The organism is Mariniluteicoccus endophyticus (assembly GCF_054780035.1).
Genome location: NZ_BAAGXC010000019.1, coordinates 1 through 20,929, shown reverse-complemented (window position 1 = coordinate 20,929; position 20,929 = coordinate 1). Strand labels below are relative to the sequence as shown.

Here is a 20,929-nt window from a genome sequence, read left to right as displayed (position 1 = left end):
CGCGCACCTCCTGGGCACACCGCAACCAGGAGGAGCATCATGCCCACGTTCTACGATCCCGCCGCTGACTTCGCAGAGGCGTCCGAAGCGTTGCGGGGGCTCGCGCACGCCACCCACACCTTCGAGCATCCCGAAGACCTGTACCCGGTGATCGGCGACCTGATCTCCGGGGTCCGGTCGCTGCGCCAGGTGCTCGACCAACTCACGAACGCCCACATCACCCACCACACCCGCGCATCCGATGACGACGGCAACGCGCTGATCGGCGCATCGACCGCACTGGATGCGGCCGACGAGCTGCACCAGGCCGCCACCGTCCTCGCCGGCGTGCAGAACCGACTCGACACCGCCTCCCAACACGCGGGCCGTATCGCCTGGCCCGCCCCGAGCGTTGATGGAGCGCAGGTGGATACGGGGCGGCGGTGGATCTCGGTCGTGTTCCTCCAGGGCGAGGACGCCGACGAGGTGCTCGACCTCATCGACCGTCACGGCATCGACGCCGGACTCGAACACCTGAAGGGGTGGGACTACGGAGAGGAGACCACCGGCGCGGCGTTGGAGAACGGGCACGTCTACGACCTCGACCAGCTCCCGACCGGCCCGCTGGACTTGGACGCCACCGTTGCGGGGTATCGGATGGTCTACAACCCGTCGATGGGGCACGTCGCCCTGTACCGGCAGCACACCATCCCCGCCGAGGACCGCCTCGACACCACCCCGGTGCCAGCGTCGGCAGCGGTCAACGGCATCGGTCCGCTCGACGGCGACGCGGCCACCAGTGCGGCAGCTCAGGCGCGGTGGGTGGAGGTGACGCGGGTGACTGGTCCGGCGGCGGATCGGGTGTTCGGTATCCTCACCACGCTCGGGCATGTCGATGCGATCGATCACCTCGTCCAGTGGGACCACGGCGACGACGGGCCGGTACTCGACGCGCTCCCGACCGCCCCCGGTGTCCAGATGCTCGAATCCGGGAAGTACGCGCTCACCATCGACACGGCCCGCCGCGAGTTCGCCCTGTACCGCCACGGCACCGCCGCCCGGCCGTCGCGGGATGTGGGGCGTAACGGTCCGGAGCTGCTGGTGTCCTGCTCGTCACCCGGCACCGCTGCGCCGTCCCGGGACCGGAAGGAATCCGGCCGAACAGGTGGGACGTCGTGGTTCGCTCATCCCGGTGTCGAAGCGGTCAAGCGGGAACGGGGGCTGGGACGGTGACCCGGACCGAGCGGGAGACCCTGCACACCTCCGTCCTCGTCGCCCCCGCCGCGGAACGCCGCCGACTGCGCAAGCAGCGCCGGCAAGCCGCCGCGAAGCTGCAGGCCGAACGCCGCCAACGCGAGATGGCCGCCGCGAAAGCGAAAGCCGAGTCGGACAAGGCGGCACGACGTGCGCAGCAGTACCTGCCCCGGGCAGGCGAAGCAGGGCTGGCGGCGCTGCGGTCGCCGGGCCGGTTCCGGGTGCCGCGGCATCAAGACACCTCCGCCACCCTCGGCGCGCAGTACCCGTTCCTCGCCGAAGGCGGCCTCGGCGCCCACGGCGTGTTCGTCGGCCAGGACCTCTACTCCGGCGGCTCGTTCGTGTACGACCCGTGGGTGCTGTACCAGCGCGGCATGATCACCGCCCCGAACCTCGTCATCGCCGGCATCGTCGGCTCCGGCAAATCCTCCCTCATCAAGAGCCTCTACACCCGGTCGTTGCCGTTCGGACGCCGCGTGTATGTGCCCGGTGATCCGAAAGGCGAGCACACCGCGGTCGCCGAGGCGGTCGGCGGGCGGGCGATCGTGCTCGGCCACGGGCTGCGCACCCGCCTCAACCCACTCGATGAGGGCTACCGGCCCAGCGGGTTGTCGGATGCGGAGTGGGCGTCGATGGTCGCCTCCCGACGGCGCGACCTCATCGGTGCGCTCACTGAGACGGTACTGACTCGGCCGATGAGTCCGTTGGAGCACACCGCGATCGACACGGCCCTGTCGGCGACAGTGCGGGAGAACACCGTGCCGATCCTGCCGATGATCGTCGACCACCTCCTGAGCCCGACGGATGATCCCGATGGCCGGCTGGCGGAGGACGGGCGGATGGTCGGGCACGCGTTGCGCCGCCTCGTCGGCGGCGACCTCAGCGGATTGTTCGACGGCCCGTCGACTGAGCAGTTCGACCCGACCCTGCCGATGGTGTCGCTCGACCTGTCGCGGGTGACGGAGAACTCCACGCTAATCTCGGTGCTGATGACCTGCTCCAGCGCGTGGATGGAGGCGGCGCTGCTGGACCCGGCGGGCGGGCAGCGGTGGTGCATCTACGACGAGGCCTGGCGGCTCATGTCCCAGCCGGCACTGCTGAAGCGGATGGATGCGCACTGGCGGCTCGCCCGCGCCTACGGCATCAGCAACGCCCTCATCTTCCACAAACTTTCCGACATGGAAAACGTCGGCGATGAGGGCTCCGCCATGCGCGCCTTGGCGAACTCGCTGCTCGCGAACGCCGAAACCCGGATCATCCTGCGGCAGGAATCCGACCAGCTCGGCACCACCGCGAAATCCCTCGGCCTGACCAGCACCGAACGATCCCTCCTGCCCACGCTCGGGACGGGGCAGGCGCTGTGGCGGATCAAGGAACGCGCCTTCGTCGTCCAGCACCAGCTGCACCCCGGAGAGCTGGAACTGTTCGACACCACCGCCCGCATGGGCTGAGTTCCGCTCGGTGGGGTGGGGTGCACCTGACGGGCATGAACACCCATCATGCTGAACCCGCACCCGTTCCGGTCGATCTGCCTCTGGTCGTGCTCACCGTCGCCTTGGACGGGACGATGACCGCGACCATCGACGGCACCGAGTACGAGCCCGAGCCGGGTGAGGCGGCGTGGACGCGGGCGTCGTTCCCGCAGATCATCGACCACGCCAGCGCGGATCGGACCCGGGCGATCCGCGTCGAGGTGCACGAGGTCGACGGGAGCACCTTCACCGAGGTTCTCGCCGCCAGGCCCCGCCGCACCGCACCTCAGCCGGAAGTGCCCGAGCCGATGGCGGAGTCGCGCGCGGGCCGGCGCAGGCGGCAGGCCGAGCCGGTGCTGGTGGAGATCACCGGGGACGGGTTCGTTCCCGGAGAGGACATCTCCTGCGCGCTGATCCTCACCCGCACCGACGCCGGCCCGGACGGCACCGCCCGCGCCCTACTGGATACGAACCAGCTCACCGCCGGCGCGGACGGCACGCTGCTGTTGGTCGGGCATGTCTCGGGCCGGGTCGTCACGAGGAGCCTGGCGTGAGCAGTCCGCAGGGTCGGCAGGCTGGCAGTTTCGGCGACGAGCTGACGAACACGCTCATGATCGGCCTGGTCGCCCTGTTCGGCCTCGCCCTCATCCTGCGCGGTGCCGGCTCCGTGACCGCGTTCCTCACCGACACCGCCCAACCCACATCGGGGCCGGGCGCTGGGGTCGGGGTGCTGTTTCGGCCGGGCGACCCCGGCGGAGCACTCGACGCGCCGGAACTGAACCCGGTCGTCTACTGGATCATCACCGCCCTGCTCCTTGGCGGGCTGGGTGGCGGGGTCGGGTGGGTGTGGATGCGGCTGCGTCGGCACACCCGCGCCGTGGAGCTCGACCCGAGGAACGCGGCCGGCGTCGCGACCCGTCACGACGTGCACGCCACCGCCTCCGAGACCGCGTTGCTCCGACGGGCCGGGAGCCTGCGGCCGTCCCTGGAACATCCGGCGGCTGGGGATGTCGGGTATCGGCTCGGAACGTCGAAGGGCCGGTCGGTGTGGGCGTCGGTTGAGGACTCGCTGCTGCTGATCGGCCCGCCCCGCTCCGGGAAAGGGCTGCATGTCGTGATCCCGGCGATCCTCGACGCCCCCGGCGCCGTCGTCACCACCAGCACCCGACCGGACAACCTCACCGCCACTCTCCGCGCGAGGGAGAAGATCGGGCCGGTCGCCGTGTTCGATCCCCAGCATCTTGCTGAGGGAGTCCCGGCGGGGATGCGCTGGTCGCCCGTGCGCGGGTGTGAGGACCCGTTGACGGCGATGATCCGCGCCACCGGGCTCGCTTCCGCGACCGGCCTGTCCGCCGGCGGAGTCGAATCCGGCGGATTCTGGGAAGGCAAAACGAGAGTCGCGCTCCAATCATTGCTCCATGCGGCCGCGCTCGATCACCGGTCGCCGGCCGAGCTGTTTCGGTGGACGCTCGACCCGACCGCCGCCCACGAAGCCGTCGCCATCCTCACCAGCAACCCCAACGCCGCGACCGGGTGGGCGGACTCGCTGGAATCCATGCTCGACGCCGACCCCCGTACCCGCGACTCCATCTGGCAAGGCGTCTCCCTCGCGTTGAACGCGCTCGCTGATCCGCGGGTGCTCGACGCCGTGTCGCCGTCCGATGGTGAGGGGTTCGATCCGGAGTCGTTCATCCGGAACCGCGGCACGCTCTACCTCCTGGCGACTGGCGCCGGGGCTGGCGCGTCCGCCGCGCTCGTTGCCGCGCTCGTCGAAGATCTCGTCGAGACGGCCCGGCGACTCGCAGCCCGGTCGCCTGGTGCGCGGCTGGACCCGCCGCTGCTGCTCGCGCTGGATGAGATCGGGAACCTCGCGCCCTTGCCGTCGCTTCCGACCTTGATGGCCGAAGGCGGCGGCACCGGGATCACGACCATGCCCGTGCTGCAGTCCCTCGCCCAAGCCCGCGACAAGTGGTCGGAGAACCAGGCCGGCGCGATCTGGGACGCCTCGATCGTGAAGATCATCCTCGGCGGTGCTTCGAACTCGAAGGACTTGCAGGACTTGTCCACGCTGATCGGGGAACGCGACGACCTCACCGACACTGTGACTCTCGGCGACCACGGCTCCCGCTCCAACCAGCGCTCCGTGCGTCGGATCGCGATCTTCCCACCCGACCGCATCCGCCGCCTCCCATTCGGCACCGCCATCGTCCTGCTACGCGCCGCACCACCGATCGTCGCCGACCTCCAACCCTGGCCCTCCCGCACGGACGCCGCCCAGCTCACCAGCGCCCGGGCCGAGATCGAACGCCTCCTGGAACGCCCGGCACCGGGTGCTGAGTAGTGCGCAGCTGCTGGGTGTCGTCGTGCACCTGCCTGCCACAGCGGCCGCACGTCTGATGCGGCCCCGGCACCAAGGGAGCAGGAACCATGAGCACGCAGCCACAGCATCAGCCAGCGGACCAGGGGGCGCCGGCACCGGAGATGGAGAAGGCGTTCTATGGGTTCGTCGCCTCCGAGCCGAAGCTGACGTACTACGACGGGAAGCCGCGTCTGTACTTCAAGGCCGGGCAGGAGCACTACCGGTATGGGCCCGATGGGTCACGGACCAAGCTGCCGACGACGTTCCATGATGTCGTCGCGTTCAAGGGCGCCGCGATCCACGGCAGTCAGAAGCTCGCGAAGCTGGACTGGTTCATGGGGCTGGGACACGACAAGCCGAACACCAACCCGGCCACGGGAGTCGAAGAGGTCGAGTTCATCGCGAACCGGTTCGGTCACGACATTGCCCGGATGAACTACGAGATCGACACGCCCCGCCGTATCTCGCAGCTCGCCAGCCAGGCCGAGCAGAACCGCTCAGCCGGATTCAATGGTCCCGCCGTTGAGCAGCCGAGCCGCGACCGTGCCGCCCGGACGCTGTGAGGGCTGGTGAACGATATGGCATCCCACGACGATGACTGGCCGACCCCGGATGCGGACGGGTTCGACCCGGCTGGGCCGGGCGATGATGTGCCTGAGCAGTTGCGGCCGGTGAACTGGAATCTGCTGCTCGCGCACGACCTGGAACAGGAATGGCTCGCCCTGAACCGGTGGGTCGAATGGCTCCGTCACACCTACGCTCTCCCGGCGTCGGTGATCCCGCCGTACTGGCACCGCCACCCCGAGCTGCAATGGGAGCTGTCCGCGCTGCACCTGCACTGGCTCGCCGCCTACGACCCTGACCAGGATGCCTCCGCCCCGCACGGCTGGCACCGCGACTTCGCCGCGACCCGAGACCGTCTGCGCGATTGGGTCGCCACCGCCGGCACCCGCCTCGACCGCGACCGGCCCAGCAGGCAGACCGCATGGCCCGGCGAACCTCCGGCACCATCGGTCGAGGAGACGCCGATCATCGACCGGCGCGCCGACTTCGTCGCGTTCGTGATCGAGCAAGTCGCCCGCCAGCAAGCGGCCGAGGACGCCTTCTACTCCCGGCTCGACGAGCACTACCCCGACCACGAGCAGTGACCGGCGGTGATGATCATGGTGCGCAACTATCAACGCAAGACCCAACGCCCGGCAGCGGACCGGAACCTGCGGGTCGTGTTCACCGACCGGGACCGCATCGACGCTGAGAAGGTCGCCGAAGTCCTCATCCGCGTCGCCCTGCGCCACGCCGACACGAACACTGACGCTGGCCGCGCCGGTGCTTCCCTGCGGCACCTGCTAAACGCCGAACGGTAGAATCAACTTGTACGCCCATCACGGGCGCTACCGGTTCGACCCCATCCGTCGCCCGAACCCGTCGCGGTTCGGCAGGCCTTCCCACCCGTTCTTGTGACAGCCCTACGGCGCCCGCACTCATCCCGATGCATCGGGGTGAGTGAGAGCCCGAAAGGCAGTCACGATCATGACGCTCCTCAACCTCCCGGCCAGCCTGGACATGCAGGCCCTGCGTTCTCTCGCTGGGCAGCTGGCCCAGACGACCGACGTGCCGCTGACCGACGGCAAGGTCCCCGCGATCTCCTATCTGCGGGTCTCCACCAAGGACCAGGCCACCCGTAACGGGCTCGAAGAGGGCCTGTCCATCCCCGCGCAGCGCGAGGCCGCGGCGCGGAAGGCCGATCAGCTTGGTGCGGTCATCGTCAAGGAGTTCATCGAACCCGGTGAGTCCGCGAAGACCGCGCAGCGCAAGGCGCTGCAGAAGATGCTGGACTACCTCGCGCACAACCCGGTCCGGTACTGCATCATCAACAAGGTCGACCGGATCGCCCGTAACCGGCTCGATGATGCGATCATCCATGCCACGCTCCGCCAAGCCGGTGTCACGCTCGTGTCCGTCACCGAGAACATCGACGAGTCCCCGTCCGGGATGCTCATGCACGGCATCATGGCCTCGATCGCGGAGTTCTACTCGCTGAACCTCGCGCAGGAGGTCACCAAGGGCCTCGTGCAGAAAGCGACGATCGGCGGCACCCCGCACAAGGCACCTATCGGATACCTCAACGTGCGCACGACCGACGGGCTCGGGCACGAGGTCCGCACCATCGAGACCGACCCCGACCGGGCCGACCTGATCCGCTATGCGTTCACTGGGTATGCGACCGGAAACTACTCCCTCGCGACGCTGGCGACGGAGCTGGAAACCCGAGGCCTCGCAACCCGGCCCACGCCGTCGTTCCCCGCCCGGCCGGTCACGACGAAGCTGCTGCACAAGATCCTCACCAACCCGTACTACCAGGGCATCGTCACCTTCCGAGAGGTCACCTACCCCGGCACACATGAGCCGCTCGTGACCCCGGAGACGTTCGAGCAAGTGCAGGCGATCCTGCGGCAGAACTACCTCGTCGGCGACAAGCCGCAGAAATACGACCACTACCTCAAAGGCACGATCTACTGCGCCTGCGGGAAACGGCTCATGTTCGAACGCCCCCGCAACCACCAAGGCGTCACCTACGACTACTTCACCTGCACCGGACGCCGGCTCAAGAAGAACGACTGCCGCCGCACCTCGCTCCTGGCCTGCCACGTCGAAGACCGGATCGAAGCCGCCTACCAGCGCATCAGCATCACCGACGACGACGCGGCCCGGATCAAGAACGTCCTGTGGCAGGTGTTCGACGCCCTCGCCGCATCATCCAGCGACGAACGCGCCAGCCTGATCACGCAGAAGGCCAAGCTCGAAGCCGAACAGGTCAAGCTCCTGCAAGCCCACTACGCCGACGCGATCACCATCGACCTGCTCAAGACCGAGCAAGACCGCATCCGCGCCAGCCTGCACGCCATCACCACCCGGCTCGACGAACTGGCGACGACCTACGACAAAGCCAAGGTGGGACTCGACACGATCCTGTCCATCCTCACCGACCTCGGAGACCTCTACGCCAAGGCCGAACCAGCCGAACGACGGATGCTCAACCAGGCACTGTTCGACCGCATCACCCTCGAAGACGACGACACCGCGACCATCACACCCAAGCAGGCCATCGCCACGATCCTCGCCAGCGATCCCAGCCCACACAACGAACAAACCCTGCCCCGCGATCACGCGGGGCAGGGTTCGAACATTTCCGATTACGTGGAGCTAAGGGGACTCGAACCCCTAACCCCCTGCTTGCAAAGCAGGTGCGCTACCAATTGCGCCATAGCCCCTTGGCCGCGTACGGCCGGTGATCCAGCCTAGGTCACCGGCGCGTACGCCGCAAACCGTCAGACCGCTGGCTGCGAGCCGTCGGGGGCGTCGAAGCGCGCACCGGCGGGGTTCGAGTCCTCGATCGCCCAGACGATGTTCATGATGGGCACGAGCATGTACCAGCCCGATCAGCACCGTCCACCAGAACTCGCCCTTGCCGGCGCGGCCGTTGAACACCGCGAAGTTCTTCCAGAACGCACTGAAGGCCTGACCTATCTCCATGGGCGGGCGCATGAGTGGCATGCCCTGCATCCCGGGGACCGTCGCGCCGGGCTGGCCCGGCTGCTGCCAGCCCTGCTGGGGCGTGTACGGGTCGGCAGAGGGCTGGCTCTGGCCATAAGGGCTCTGCTGGCCAAAGGTGTGCGGGCTCGTCATGGGTCTCTCCGTCCCGTGCGCTCACCCCAGACGATGCCTCATCAGGGGGCCGTCTGCCGGAGTCCGAAGAGCATCTCACACGAACGAACGGCGCCGCCCCGAGGGCGACGCCGTTCTGAGCCGGGGCAGCGGGAGATCACTGGGCGATCTTGGGCTGCGAGCCGTCCGGGTTGTCGAAGCGCGAGCCCGACGGGTCGGAGTCGCCGATCAGGAGGATCAGCAGCCAGATGCCGCCGATGAACGGCACCAGCGAGATGAAGTACCACCAGCCGGACTTGCCGGTGTCGTGGAGACGGCGGACCGTGACGCCGAGGTTCGGCAGCAGCGTCGCCAGGGCCCAGATCGAGTACAGGCCGAGGAACAGCGTCGCGAGACCGCCGGGGGCCTCACCGCTGGCAGCGGCCGACATCATCATCGCGTAGCCGGGCAGGTAGGTGACCAGCATGACGAGCAGGTTGAGCAGTTGGGGCCACCAGAACTCGCCCTTGCCGGCGCGGCCGTAGAAGTTCACGTAGTTGGCGAAGTAGGTCTTGACCGCCTGCATGAAGCCCATCGGCGGACGCGGGCCCGCAGCCTGGCCGTAGCCGGCCTGGCCGTACGCCGCCATGCCGCCGGAGTTCGGGTCCTGGTAGCCGTAGGCGGCCTGGCCGCCCTGACCGGCGTAGCCGTAGGGGTCGGACGACGAGGCCTGACCGTAGCCCTGACCGTAGTCGCTGGTCGCCGACTGGCCGTAGCCGCCGGTCTGCTGGCCGTACGCGTCGTTGCCGGAGGCGCTGGGCTGGCCGTAGCCGCTCTGGGACTGCTGGCCGTACGCGTCGTTGCCGGAGGCGCTGGGCTGGCCGTAACCGCCGGTCTGCTGGCCGTACGCGTCGTTGGCGGACGGCTGGCCGTAGCCACCGGCCTGCTGGCCGCCGTAAGCGCTGGCGCCCTGGCCGTACGCGTCATTGCCCGAGGCGCTGGGCTGGCCGTAGCCGCCCTGGGACTGCTGGCCGTAGGGGTCGTTGGCGGACGGCTGGCCGTAGCCGCCCTGTTGGCCGTAGCCGCCCTGCTGGCCGTAACCGCCCTCGGACTGCTGGCCGTAGGGGTCGTTGGCGGACGGCTGACCGTAGCCACCCTGCTGACCGTAGCCGCCCTGCTGGCCGTAACCCTGCTGGTCACCGCCACCGTAGGGCGACGAACCGCCGTAGTTATTGGTGCTCACTGTGGTCTCCGTTCCTGGCGTTGAACTTCGCGAGGTCGACCCTGCCGTACGAAGGTGCCACTTCGCCAGTCGTTCCACGGGCCAGACGTCAAGATTCTGCCTGCGACCTGGGTCCACGATCATCCCCGAACCGCTTTTCTCCGCGGATTCACAGGATCGGACACGTACGCTGGATCGTCGTGACGGGATCCGAGAAGACTGCGAACGGAAAGCTCGCCGAGCGCGCCCAGAAGAAGACGCCCGGCAAGAAGCCCGCCTCGAAGCCGAAGAAGACCGGCACGCGGGCGTGGCTGACACGCGCCCTCAAGTTCGGTGTCATCGGCCTGTGCCTGAGCTTGCTGCTCGGCACCGGGGCGATCGCCCTCGCCTACAACCAGACGAAGCTGCCCGACCCGAACGCCGAATTCCAGGCCAACACGTCCTTCGTCTACTGGCGCGACGGGACGACGAAGATGGGCAACTTCTCGTCGCAGAACCGCCAGTCGATCGACTACGAGAAGATGCCGCAGGCCATCAAGGACGCCACCATCGCCGCCGAGAACCGCACCTTCTGGAGCGACCGGGGCATCTCCGTCAGCGGCATGGTCCGCGCCGCCTGGACGATCGCCCGCGGCGGCGAGCTGCAAGGCGGCTCGACGATCACCCAGCAGTACATCAAGATCCTCTACCTCACCTCCGACCGCACGATGACCCGCAAGATGAAGGAGCTCTTCCTGGCGGTGAAGATCGGACGCGAGATGCCGAAGGAGGACATCCTCGAGGGCTACCTCAACACGATCTACTTCGGTCGTGGCGCGTACGGCATCCAGGCGGCCAGCAAGGCGTACTTCAACGTCGACGCCGCCCAGCTCACCGTGCCCCAGGCGGCGTTCCTGGCGACAGTGCTGAACAACCCCAGCGCGTTCGACCCGTCGCAGCCCGACAACCAGCAGCGCATCATGGAGCGCTACCACTACGTGCTCGCGGGCATGGCGGAGATGGGATCCATCACCCCGGCCCAGCAGGCCGAGTACGCGCAGAAGCTGCCCGACTTCCCCGAGGTCCCGCTCAACCAGAGGTACGCCGGCACCAACGGCTACCTGATGAAGATGATCGAGAACGAGCTCGCCGCGAAGGGGCTCAGCCAGGCCCAGATCTCCGGCGGCGGCCTGAAGATCGTCACCACGTTCGACCCGCGCTCGCAGCAGGCGGCGGTGGACTCGGTGCAGAAGTACACCGAGCAGGCCGCCTCGCGACGCAAGCAGGACCCGGCGAAGCTGCACGGCGGCCTCGCGTCGGTCGACAACGCCAACGGCGAGGTCATCGCCCTCTACGGCGGCGCCGACTACCTCAAGAACGCCCGCAACTGGGCGACGACGCCGCGTCAGACCGCGTCGACGTTCAAGACGTTCGCGCTCGCCGCCGGCCTGCGCGACGGGTTCGACCTGTACGACACGTTCGAGGGCGACACGTTCACGCCCAAGGGCGACAAGGTCCCGATCCGCAACGAGTTCTCCGAGCAGTACGGCAACGTCAACCTCATCGACGCGACCGCCAAGTCCATCAACACCGCGTTCGTCGACCTGACGGTCCAGATGTCGAGCTCGAAGACCGAGACCGACCGGACAGGACCCGAGAAGGTCGCCCAGGCCGCCCAGGACGCAGGCGCGCCCCGCGGGCCCGGCTGGGACACCAACACCTCCCGCATCGCGCTCGGCATCGCGGAGGTGTCGCCCGTGGGCATGGCCGGGGCGTACTCGACGTTCGCGAACCTCGGCAAGCACATCTCGCCGCACGTCGTCCGTGAGGTCTTCGACTCCTCGGGCCGGTCCATCTACAAGGCCGATACCGCCGGCACCCAGGCGTTCGAGCCCGACCTGGCGCGCGACGTCACCTATGCGCTGCAGTCGGTGACGCAGGAGTCCGGCACGGGCTCGCGCGTCCAGGAGCTCGGCCGCCCCGTGGCCGGCAAGACCGGCACGGCCGGCCGCGACGACGACGTCATCTCCAGCTGGTTCGTCGGCTACACCAAGCAGATCACCACCGCCGTCATGTACGTCGCGGGCGACCAGGGCACCGACGACCTCGACCCGTACGCCCGCCCCGGCGACAACACCTTCTTCGGCGGCACGTACCCCACGATGACGTGGACCGACTACATGGAGACCGCCACGAAGGGCCAGAAGGTCCTGAGGTTCGAGTCGCCCGCGTTCGTGAACCGCAACAAGTCGAAGGGCGTACGCCCCAAGAAGACGTCGGCACCCGACCAGACCGTGGCCCCGAGGACTACTGCGGCGCCGTCCACGGCCGCGACCCCGCCGCCCGCGGCGACGCCCGCCCCGACCACCCAGGCACCGCCCACCGAGGCGGCTCCGCAGCCGACCACCCAGGCGCCGACCCAGGCCCCGGCCAGTCAGGCGCCGGCCTCCCGTGCACCGGCCTCCCGCGGGGCGTCCCAGCGGGCCGCCTCCAGCCAGGCGGCAACAGTGCCCTCGACCCCTTAGGCTGGGGCCGCCAGAAAGGGGGCCACCACAGGTGTCGACTGAACTGACGCAGGCCGACGCGCCGTCGACGCGGCCACGGGCCGCGCTGGCGACCCCGGCCGAGCCGCTCGCCCGCATGGCGACCCGTCTCGTCGGCGGGCTCCCCGGCCGCCACGCCGGCACCACACTCTCGCGGTGGTGGAACCCGACGATCGTCGCGCTCGTCATCGGCACGCTGTCGTGGCTCGTCGCATGGATCCGCTACCTGCCGTGCCGCCAGGTGTCGTGGGACAAGGGCAAGGATCCCTACTCCCTGCAGTGCTACACCGACATCGTCCCGCTCTACCCGGGGCGTGGGCTGGCCGACGGCAACGTCCCCTACTTCGACAGCGGCAGCTACGAGGTCCTCGAGTACCCGGTCGGCACCGGCTACCTCATGGACCTGGCCCGCCGCATCGCCAAGCTCCTCGGCGCCCCGCAGGGCCCCGGCCTGGACTCCCAGCAGCTCGTCGACGCCCAGAACATGTTCATGGCGGTCAACGTCGTGCTGCTGTTCGCGCTGTTCCTCGTGGCGATCTGGGCCCACGTGCGCGGCTCGCTCGGCCGCCAGTGGGACGTGCTGATGTTCGTGGCGTCCCCGTCGGTCTTCCTCACCGGCCTCATCAACTGGGACATGCTGCCCATCGCCCTCACCGCGGTCGGGTTCATGCTCTGGGCACGCGGCCGACCCGCACTCGCAGGCGTCGCGCTCGGCCTGTCGATGGCCGCCAAGCTGTACGCCGGTTTCCTCCTCGGGCCGCTGCTCCTGCTGTGCCTGCGCTCGGGGAAGGTACGCCAGTTCCTCTCCACGCTCGGCGGCTTCCTGCTCGCGTGGGCGCTGGCGAACCTGCCGGTGATGATCGGCGCCCCCGCCGCCTGGAAGGCGTTCTGGACGTTCAACTCCGACCGCGCCGGCGACTTCGGCTCGATCTGGTACCTCGGCGTGCTCAACGGCGCCCCGATGACCGACCTGAACCTGTGGTCGACAGGATCGTTCGCGCTGGGCTGCCTCGTCGTGGCGCTGCTGGTCGTCCTCGCCCCGCAGCGCCCGCGCATCGGCGCGGTGATGCTCCTGCTGCTTCTGGCGTTCTTCCTGACCAACAAGGTCTACTCGCCGCAGTACGTGCTGTGGGCCCTGCCGTTCCTCGCCATGGCCCGTCCCCGCTGGCGCGACTGGGCGATCTGGACGTTCGGCGAGGTCGTCTACTTCATGGCGATCTGGGCCCACCTCGGCAGCCTGCTGCAGAACCCCAGCGGCCAGGACAACCTCTACCAGCTGGCCACGCTGCTGCGCCTGGGCACGGAGCTCTACCTGTTCGTCCAGGTCGCCCGCGACATTGTCGACCCGAGCCGCGACGTCGTGCGTACGCAGGTGCTGCCCGCCGCCGCGTACGTCGACGACCCCCATGGCGGCCCCCTCGACGGTGCCTCCGACACCTCCTGGGCCACGGCCCTGCGCGGCCGCGTGCTCGCGTTCCTCGGCGGCGACCTGCACGTCGTGCCCCGGCGCCAGCTGCCCGGTGTGGTGAGCCCCGGCCTCGATGACATCGGCCGCGCGGACGCCGCGGGCCTGCGCTGGGTCGGCGGCGTCTGGCTCGTCTCGCGGCTCGCGCTGCTGGTGGTGGCGGTGGTGGTGATCGCGACGACCGCCGACAAGACCTTCCTGCAGATCTTCTCCAACTGGGACGTCGAGCACTACGTCGCCATCGCCGAGAAGAGCTACCTGGACGACACCAAGCGCATGGCGTTCTTCCCTGGCCTGCCGATGGTGCTGTGGGTGTTCACCAAGGTCGGCATCCCGGCCGTCGCCGGCGGCATGCTCGTCTCGCTCGTCGCGTCGGGCTTCGCCGCCTGGGCCCTCTATCGCCTGGGCGGGTTCTGGGCCGCCGCGCTGTGGCTCGTCGCCCCCACGATGGTGTTCACGTTCGTCCCCTACACCGAGGCGCTGTTCTGCGCGTTCGCGTTCTGGGCGTGGGTACGCGCCCGCGAGGACCGCTGGGCGCTCGCCGGGGTCATGGCCGCCGGCGCCGCCTCGATCCGCGTCTCCGGCCTGTTCCTCGTCTTCGCCCTCGGCATCATGGTGCTCACCTGGCCGGTCGACGACGACCAGACGATCGGCGATCGTGCGGTGGGATGGCTGAAGCGCGGCGTGTGGCTGCTGCTGCCGCTGGGCGTGATCGCCGCGTACATGGTCTATCTCCACTCGCTGACCGGCTCGTGGAACGCCTGGAACGAGGCCCAGCAGGCGGGCTGGTCGCGCGGCTGGACGTGGCCGTGGCAGTCCATCATGAACACCTGGCCCGTGGTGAAGCCCGGCGGCTACGCCGACCACCCCGGCTGGGCGATCATCTTCCGCTTCGAGGTCATCTCGTTCGTCGTCGGCCTGCTCGCCACCGGCTGGCTGCTGGCCCGCCGCATGTGGGCCGAGGCCGCGTGGATCGCCGTCCAGGTGCTCGCGTTCTCGACGTCCTACTGGCTGTTCTCGGTCAACCGCGCCGTGCTGCTGTGGTTCCCGGTGTGGCTGATCGCCGCCGAGGCCATTGCCCGTCGCCCGCTGCGTGAGTCGACACGTGCCGTGAAGGGGTTGGCGCTCATCGCCTGGCTCGTGACGACCGTCTGCGTGGGCCTGTGGTGGGCGAAGACGTTCTACCTCGGCCAGTGGTCCAGCTGAGCTGGCACACCGCGGTCTTCCAACCGCTCATGGGCACGGTCGTCGAGATCCAGGCGTACGCCGGCTCCGAGGCCGTCGCCGAGGACGCGTACGCGGCGGCCGTCGCCGAGATCGAGCGGCTCACCCCGCTGCTGTCGACGTACGACCCCGGCTCGGAGATCTGCCGGTGGCGCCGCGGAGAGGTGGACCCGGGGCCGGAGCTGACCGCCGTCTTGGCGCTGTGCGCCGACTGGCACCGGCGGTCGGGTGGCGCGTACCACCCGGGCGTGGGCGTGGTCGTCGACCGCTGGCGCCGCGCCGAGGCCGAGGGCGTGGAACCGTCCGCCGCCGAGCTCGACGCACTGGCGCTCGACAGCCTGCCCTACCGGGTCGACGGCGGGCGCGTGGTCGTCACCGGCGACTGCTCGGGCATCGACGTGAATGCGTTGGCGAAGGGGTGGATCGTCGACCGGGCGCTCGAAGCCGCGCTGGGCGTCGACGGTCTCGCGGGTGCGGTGGTCAACGCCGGCGGCGACCTCGCCCACGGTGGTGGAGGTGAGACAGCCGTCTCCGTCGAGGACCCCAACAACCCGTTCGACAACGCCGCACCGCTGGGCGCCGTCCGGCTGCGTGGGGCCGCGCTCGCGTCCTCGGGCCTCGCCCGGCGGGGGTTCCGGGTGGGGGAGACGTGGTTCGGCCACGTCGTCGACCCGCGCACCGCCCGGCCCGTCGAGCACGTCGCCTCTGTTGCCGTCCTGGCCGACACATGCGCGGAGGCGGACGCCGCCGCGACCTGGTTGGGCGTCGTGGGTGACGTCGAGGCGGCGGCCGTCACCGACCTCGCCTGGCTGCGCGTACGCCCGGACGGCTCGACCCTGGCCTCGCCCGCCTGGCGGTGGCTCAGCGGTTGACGGGCATCCGCGGCGCCCAGGAGAACTCGCGGTCGAACAGGTAGCGGCCCTCCCGGTCGGGCTGGATCCGCAGGTCCTGACCGGCGCCGCGCAGGCGTACCGATCCGTCGGGCTGGGGCTCGAACGTGAGGTCCCATGTGTCGGCCGCGGGCCGGTTCACCGGCACGTCGCCCTTCTGGGGCGGGGTGAGGGCGACCTGCACCGTGCTCGGACCAGTGATCCGATAGGTGCCCAGCCGCAGGTCGCCGTTGGCCTGGCGCACGGCCATGCGGAACCCGCGGGCGCCGCGCCACTGCCCGAACGACACCTGCTGCCAGCGGGTGTCGTTCGTGAGCTGCGCGGCCGGGGTCGCCGTGTCCTCGACGACGCGGTGGACGCCGGTCAGCGCGGTCGTCGTCGACACCGGGGCCCGGCTGCCGATCTGTGTCCACCAGACGATGCCCGTGGCCGCCGTCAGGCCGACCGCCGCCAGCACCGCCAGCACGTCGGTGACCCGGCCCACCCGGCCGTCGAAGACCGTCGGCACCACACCCTGCGGCAGCGGCGCCGGGGTGAGCAGCGCGTGCAGGTAGCGGGCCGCGTACGGCAGGAGGACGACCACGCAGCCGACGGTGAGGGCGAGCGAGAGCTGCTTGACCGGCACGTCGTACGCGAGGTTCATCCCGAAGACGATGCCCATGTCGAGGGCGCCGAGGAGCGCGCCGATGCCGGCGGTGCGCCGCCACATCATCAGGGTGCCCGCGAGGACCTCCGCGGCACCCGCGAGGAATTGGACCGCCGGGGAATAGCCCATCCATCGCCACAGCAGGCCCATCGGGCTCATCTCGCCGTGGGTGACCAGCGCGTCGCCGAAGTCGGGCTGACCCATCTGGATGAGGAAGACCTTCGACCAGCCGTAGACGAACAGGAACAGCGCCAGGCCGACGCGCAGCAGGTAGTGCGCCGCCCAGCCGAGACGGGCGACGGGAAGGCGGCGGACAACCGTGGTGTATGAGGTGGACATGGGCCAAGCCTGCCGCCCGGACGTCCACCCCGGTCATGACGGATGTCCCCGATCGGCATGACAAACCGCACACCGGAGCGTCGAAGAGGAGCTCCGCCGCATGTGGAGACGTGTGCTTTGTCATGCGAGGTGTGCCCCGCATATGCGGACAATGGTGTGCATGGCAGAGCGCGAGGCAGTCGTCGTCGGCAGCGGACCCAACGGTCTGGCCGCCGGCATCACGCTGGCGCAGGCCGGGCTGCGGGTGTGCGTACTCGAGGCCGCCGACACCCCCGGTGGCGGCGCGCGCTCGGCGGAGCTGACCGTCCCCGGCCTGGTCCACGACACCTGCTCGGCGGTCCACCCGACCGGCGTGACGTCGCCGGCGTTCCGGCCGGGCGGCGCGCTCGGACTCACCGGCATCGCGTGGGCCCACCCCGAGGTCGACCTCGCCCACGTCCTCGACGACGGTGGGGCGTCCCTGGTGCGCGACGTCCCCCGGACCGCCGCTGGACTGGGCCTCGACGGGCCGTCGTGGCAGCGGCTGTTCGGGCCGCTGGCCAAGGATTTCGACGCGGTCGCCGCCGACGTCTACCGGCCCGTGGTCGGCGTACCCCGCAGACCGCTCACCATGACCCGGTTCGGCGCGTCGGCGATGCTGCCCGCGACCGTGCTGGCCCGCCGCTGGCGTACGCCGGAGGCCCGCGCGCTGTGGGGCGGGATCGCCGCGCACGCCGTCGGGTCACTGCGTGCGCCGTTCTCGAGCGCCCCCGGCCTGCTCATCGCCGCCGCCGGCCACGCGGGCGGCTGGCCCGTCGCCGTGGGCGGATCGCAGGCCATCACCGACGCGCTCGTCCGCCGCCTCGGAGAGCTCGGCGGGATCGTCGCCAGCGGCATCGAGGTCCGCAGCCTCAACGACGCACGCGCCGACATCGTCATGCTCGACACCAGCCCGTCGGCGGCGGCCCGGATCCTCGGCGACGAGCAGCCGGCACGCGTGGCGAAGGCGTACCGCCGGTTCCGGCACGGAGCAGCGGCGTACAAGGTCGACCTGGCGGTGCGCGGTGGCGTGCCGTGGGCGTACGAGCCCGCCCGCCGCGCCGGCACGGTCCACGTCGGCGGCACCCTCGACCAGATCGCCGCGGCCGAGCAGGACGTCGTCGCCGGTCGCATGCCGAAGGAGCCGTTCATGCTCGTCGCGCAGCAGTACCTCGCCGACCCCGGCCGCTCGGTGGGCGACGTCCATCCGGTGTGGGCGTACGCGCACGTGCCGGCCCGCTGGCCCGGTGAGGCCGCCGACCTCGTCATGGCGCGCATCGAACGCTTCGCACCCGGGTTCACCGAGCGCGTCGTCGCCCGCCACGTCGCCGGCCCGGCCGACCTTGAGCGCCAGAACGCCAACTACGTCGGCGGCGACATCGGCGCCGGCGCCGCGTCTGGCACCCAGCTGCTGCTGCGGCCCCGGCCCGCGCTCGACCCGTACGCGACGGGCGTGCCGGGGGTCTACCTGTGCTCGGCGTCGACCCCGCCGGGGGCCGGCGTCCACGGCATGTGTGGCGTACGCGCGGCCGAGGCGGCCCTGGCCTGGCTCACCTCAGGGAGATGACGATCCCGATCAGGGTCAGCACGCCGCCGATGCCGGCGAGGATCAGGCCGCGCGGCTTCTCCCGCGTACGGATCAGGAACGTGATGGTCAGGCCCGTCGCGGCGACGGCGACCAGCAGCACCGCGGAGGCGTCGATGACCCACTTCCACGCGGTGCCGGTGTGGCGGCCCTTGTGGAGGTCGTTGATGACCGCGACCCAGCCGTCGGTGGTCGACGTGAACGTGTACTCGCCGGTGGCCTCGTCGAACTGCACGTCGGCGACATAGCCCGCGCCCTGCCACGTGATGGTGCCCTGCCCGTTCTGCTCGGAGTGGTCGGTCACTTCGCCGCGCACGTCCTGCTGGCCGCGGATCGCCGTCGCCACGGCCAAGAAGTCGACCTGGCCCGACGAGTTCTTGAACGTCGCGGGCAGCGTGCCCGTGACCTGCGTACGCACCGGCTGCGTGCCGAACGTCCACTCCTGGTGGTTGAGCGTGATGCCGGTGACGCCGAAGAACAGCACCACGACCAGGCTCACCATCGACGTCCACAGGTGGATCTGGCGGATCGCCTTCTGCGACAGCAGGTTCTTCTTCCGTGGCGTACGCGTGGTCGCGCGCGCGGGGGCGGCCGTGGCGGTCATCAGACGGTGTACCGCAGCGAGGCCGCGGTGAGCTCACCGCTGGCGGGCAGCTGCTTGTCGAACGCGGACGTGCCGAAGGTGACCTTCTCGCGGATCAGCTCGTACTGGCCGTGCTCGCGGGCGCCCTCGAGGCAGAGGTAGTAGTCACCGGCGGCGACCCGCGTCAACGCGTCGTTCGTGCCGTCCCACTGCAGGTTGTAGGAGCCCGCCTGGCGGGTGGCACCCGTCGCGGTCGTCGAGCTGTCCGACACCGACGCCCAACGCTTGAGGTCGGGCAGCCAGCGCTCGCCCTTGCCCTGCTCGTACCAGACGGCGATGGCCTTCACGAGCGCACCGTTGGCGTCCTCCACCCACACGGCGATGTAGGGGTTCTTCACCCCGCCACGGCCGCCGCCGCCCGACGACGACGCCGCGAACGTGAACGAGATCGCCGCCTTCGCCGAGGCGGGCAGCTGGGTGCCGCCCGTCCCTGCGGTGGCCTTCGCCGACGACGACTGGCTGGCCGTGGCCGACGGCGTGGACGGGTTCGAGCCGGTGGTCGCCCCCGAGCTCGGGGTCGACAGCGCGGTGCTGTCGGTGTTGCTGCAGCCGACGACCGCGCCGACGGCGCCGAACGCGGCGAGGGCCAGCATGCGGCGGCGGCTGACGAGGTTGAAACGGGACTGTTCGTTCATCGGGGCTCCATGGCTCGAGGTGATGACTCGAAACTAGGAACGCCCCCTGTGCGTTTCCTGTGCCTCGCTTGTGCGTGCGATGCGAGCCTACGATGGACCGAGACTGATCGACGTCTGGGCCGTCGTGACGGGGGCCTCGAACTCAAGACTGAGATCGCTCCCCCTGGTCGTGTCAGCCGCCGACGGCGTTACGTGCCTTAGCCACCTGTTCGGTAGTGGCAGTGCCGAGACGCGACGAGACGCGGGTATCCATCCACGGTTCGCCATACACATCGCCGCCGCTCCAGGCCAGCCATCCACCCTCAAACTCTTGAAAGATGGTGCCGTCCTTGGTGTATTCATCCGTCCGGGGGTACCCCAATATTCCGTTCTCCCACCCCAATTGACCCCACCTGTCGCGGATCAGTCCTTGCGAGATATGGGCGCCGGTCGAGGAGGACCAATATATGCTTCCACCTTGGAAGTGATTTCCACATCCTCCGCGGGTGAGGCCACAGAACTCGTCTCCGGTTGGATAGCCAAGGTGACTGCGCTCCCAGCCCAGCGATGCGAACTTCTGTCCGATCAGACCTCTCACGAAGCTGGCAGGCGTCTGTGGACTCCAGTACATGATTGATTCACCCCGCTCGAACCGGGTGCCACAACCCCCGAACGAAGCCCGCAGAACTCGTTGCTGTACGGGAATCCAAGCGAACTGTTCTCCCAGCCGCGAGCGCCCCAGTGGTCTCGTATGGCGCCTCGCACCTTATAGGTTCCGACAGGGCCGACGTAGATGGAGGTGCCGCCATTGTGCCCGTAGCACCCGGATGCCCTCAGCCCGCATGTGAGATCTACCGAGGCGTGTGCCGGAACGACACCGAGCGCGAGAATGGAGGAAGTCAGGAAGGCGGCGCCGATGGCGAACCTCGATTGAAGTCCCTTCCAAGCGATTCGCCGAGAATCTGGTGCATCCATCGTGTTATCTGGCTCATCCCAAAGCAGGGTAGGTTCTGAATCCGCCGGTCTCGAGTAGGCATCGGGCGATGTAGTTG

18 protein-coding genes, 1 tRNA gene and 1 pseudogene are annotated in these 20,929 nt (G+C 69.6%); 12 read left to right on the top strand and 8 right to left on the bottom strand.

Features of this window, described 5'->3' with window-relative positions; genetic code table 11:
- The first annotated feature begins 39 nt into the window (after positions 1-39).
- The 8 genes and pseudogenes from ACYVGD_RS09020 to ACYVGD_RS08985 all read left to right on the top strand — a co-directional run.
- Positions 40-1,212 (top strand): hypothetical protein, encoded by a 1,173-nt coding sequence (locus tag ACYVGD_RS09020; protein ID WP_460743007.1) that lies wholly within the window; start codon positions 40-42, stop codon positions 1,210-1,212.
- Entirely contained in the window at positions 1,209-2,684 is a 1,476-nt protein-coding gene (locus ACYVGD_RS09015) for an ATP-binding protein (RefSeq protein ID WP_460743006.1), read from the top strand. The genes ACYVGD_RS09020 and ACYVGD_RS09015 overlap by 4 nt, the downstream gene beginning before the upstream one ends.
- Before the next feature lie 20 nt (positions 2,685-2,704).
- Positions 2,705-3,259 carry a hypothetical protein gene (locus ACYVGD_RS09010; protein ID WP_460743005.1) on the top strand — a complete coding sequence of 185 codons (555 nt, stop codon included), beginning with the start codon at positions 2,705-2,707 and terminating at the stop codon, positions 3,257-3,259.
- Positions 3,260-3,315: 56 nt separating this feature from the next.
- Entirely contained in the window at positions 3,316-5,046 is a 1,731-nt protein-coding gene (locus ACYVGD_RS09005; RefSeq protein ID WP_460743004.1) for a type IV secretory system conjugative DNA transfer family protein, read from the top strand.
- Between the two features lie 86 nt (positions 5,047-5,132).
- Positions 5,133-5,627, top strand: coding sequence for a single-stranded DNA-binding protein (locus ACYVGD_RS09000; protein ID WP_460743002.1), 495 nt, complete (start codon positions 5,133-5,135; stop codon positions 5,625-5,627).
- 15 nt (positions 5,628-5,642) lie between these two features.
- Complete coding sequence (locus ACYVGD_RS08995; RefSeq protein ID WP_460743000.1) at positions 5,643-6,212, top strand: hypothetical protein; 570 nt, start codon at positions 5,643-5,645, stop codon at positions 6,210-6,212.
- Between the two features lie 6 nt (positions 6,213-6,218).
- Positions 6,219-6,428, top strand: coding sequence for a hypothetical protein (locus tag ACYVGD_RS08990; RefSeq protein WP_460742998.1), 210 nt, complete (start codon positions 6,219-6,221; stop codon positions 6,426-6,428).
- Positions 6,429-6,594: 166 nt separating this feature from the next.
- Positions 6,595-7,512, top strand: a pseudogene (locus ACYVGD_RS08985) (recombinase family protein); the annotation flags it as partial.
- Between the two features lie 306 nt (positions 7,513-7,818).
- On the opposite strand, the gene ACYVGD_RS08980 reads toward ACYVGD_RS08985, so the two are convergent.
- The 3 genes from ACYVGD_RS08980 to ACYVGD_RS08970 all read right to left on the bottom strand — a co-directional run bounded on the left by ACYVGD_RS08980 (position 7,819) and on the right by ACYVGD_RS08970 (position 9,952).
- Entirely contained in the window at positions 7,819-8,232 is a 414-nt protein-coding gene (locus ACYVGD_RS08980; protein ID WP_460742996.1) for a hypothetical protein, read from the bottom strand.
- Between the two features lie 31 nt (positions 8,233-8,263).
- Positions 8,264-8,336 (bottom strand) — tRNA-Ala (locus tag ACYVGD_RS08975).
- Between the two features lie 551 nt (positions 8,337-8,887).
- Positions 8,888-9,952, bottom strand: a complete 1,065-nt coding sequence (locus ACYVGD_RS08970; RefSeq protein ID WP_460742994.1) for a DUF805 domain-containing protein — start codon at positions 9,950-9,952, stop codon at positions 8,888-8,890.
- A 179-nt stretch (positions 9,953-10,131) separates the two neighbouring features.
- Between ACYVGD_RS08970 and ACYVGD_RS08965 the strand changes: the two genes are divergently transcribed.
- The 3 genes from ACYVGD_RS08965 to ACYVGD_RS08955 are packed head-to-tail and all read left to right on the top strand — an operon-like array spanning position 10,132 to position 16,014.
- Positions 10,132-12,435 carry a transglycosylase domain-containing protein gene (locus tag ACYVGD_RS08965; RefSeq protein WP_460742992.1) on the top strand — a complete coding sequence of 768 codons (2,304 nt, stop codon included), beginning with the start codon at positions 10,132-10,134 and terminating at the stop codon, positions 12,433-12,435.
- Between the two features lie 31 nt (positions 12,436-12,466).
- On the top strand, positions 12,467-15,124 hold the full coding sequence (locus tag ACYVGD_RS08960; RefSeq protein WP_460742990.1) for a glycosyltransferase family 87 protein: 2,658 nt from the start codon (positions 12,467-12,469) through the stop codon (positions 15,122-15,124).
- On the top strand, positions 15,112-16,014 hold the full coding sequence (locus ACYVGD_RS08955) for an FAD:protein FMN transferase (RefSeq protein ID WP_460742988.1): 903 nt from the start codon (positions 15,112-15,114) through the stop codon (positions 16,012-16,014). The genes ACYVGD_RS08960 and ACYVGD_RS08955 overlap by 13 nt, the downstream gene beginning before the upstream one ends.
- Here ACYVGD_RS08955 and ACYVGD_RS08950 read toward each other — a convergent pair.
- Complete coding sequence (locus ACYVGD_RS08950; protein ID WP_460742986.1) at positions 16,004-17,017, bottom strand: hypothetical protein; 1,014 nt, start codon at positions 17,015-17,017, stop codon at positions 16,004-16,006. The genes ACYVGD_RS08955 and ACYVGD_RS08950 overlap by 11 nt on opposite strands.
- 100 nt (positions 17,018-17,117) lie before the next feature.
- Here ACYVGD_RS08950 and ACYVGD_RS08945 point away from each other — a divergent pair, with 100 nt between their 5' ends.
- Positions 17,118-18,602, top strand: a complete 1,485-nt coding sequence (locus ACYVGD_RS08945; protein ID WP_460742984.1) for a phytoene desaturase family protein — start codon at positions 17,118-17,120, stop codon at positions 18,600-18,602.
- On the opposite strand, the gene ACYVGD_RS08940 is transcribed toward ACYVGD_RS08945, so the two are convergent.
- From ACYVGD_RS08940 to ACYVGD_RS08925, 4 genes are all read right to left on the bottom strand, one after another.
- Positions 18,586-19,224, bottom strand: coding sequence for a PepSY-associated TM helix domain-containing protein (locus ACYVGD_RS08940; protein ID WP_460742982.1), 639 nt, complete (start codon positions 19,222-19,224; stop codon positions 18,586-18,588). The genes ACYVGD_RS08945 and ACYVGD_RS08940 overlap by 17 nt on opposite strands.
- Positions 19,224-19,898 (bottom strand): DUF2271 domain-containing protein, encoded by a 675-nt coding sequence (locus tag ACYVGD_RS08935; protein WP_460742980.1) that lies wholly within the window; start codon positions 19,896-19,898, stop codon positions 19,224-19,226. The genes ACYVGD_RS08940 and ACYVGD_RS08935 overlap by 1 nt, the downstream gene beginning before the upstream one ends.
- Positions 19,899-20,070: 172 nt before the next feature.
- Positions 20,071-20,562, bottom strand: a complete 492-nt coding sequence (locus ACYVGD_RS08930; RefSeq protein WP_460743066.1) for an LGFP repeat-containing protein — start codon at positions 20,560-20,562, stop codon at positions 20,071-20,073.
- Complete coding sequence (locus ACYVGD_RS08925) at positions 20,472-20,852, bottom strand: LGFP repeat-containing protein (protein WP_460743064.1); 381 nt, start codon at positions 20,850-20,852, stop codon at positions 20,472-20,474. Before ACYVGD_RS08925 ends, ACYVGD_RS08930 begins: the two co-directional genes overlap by 91 nt.
- Positions 20,853-20,929: the final 77 nt, after the last annotated feature.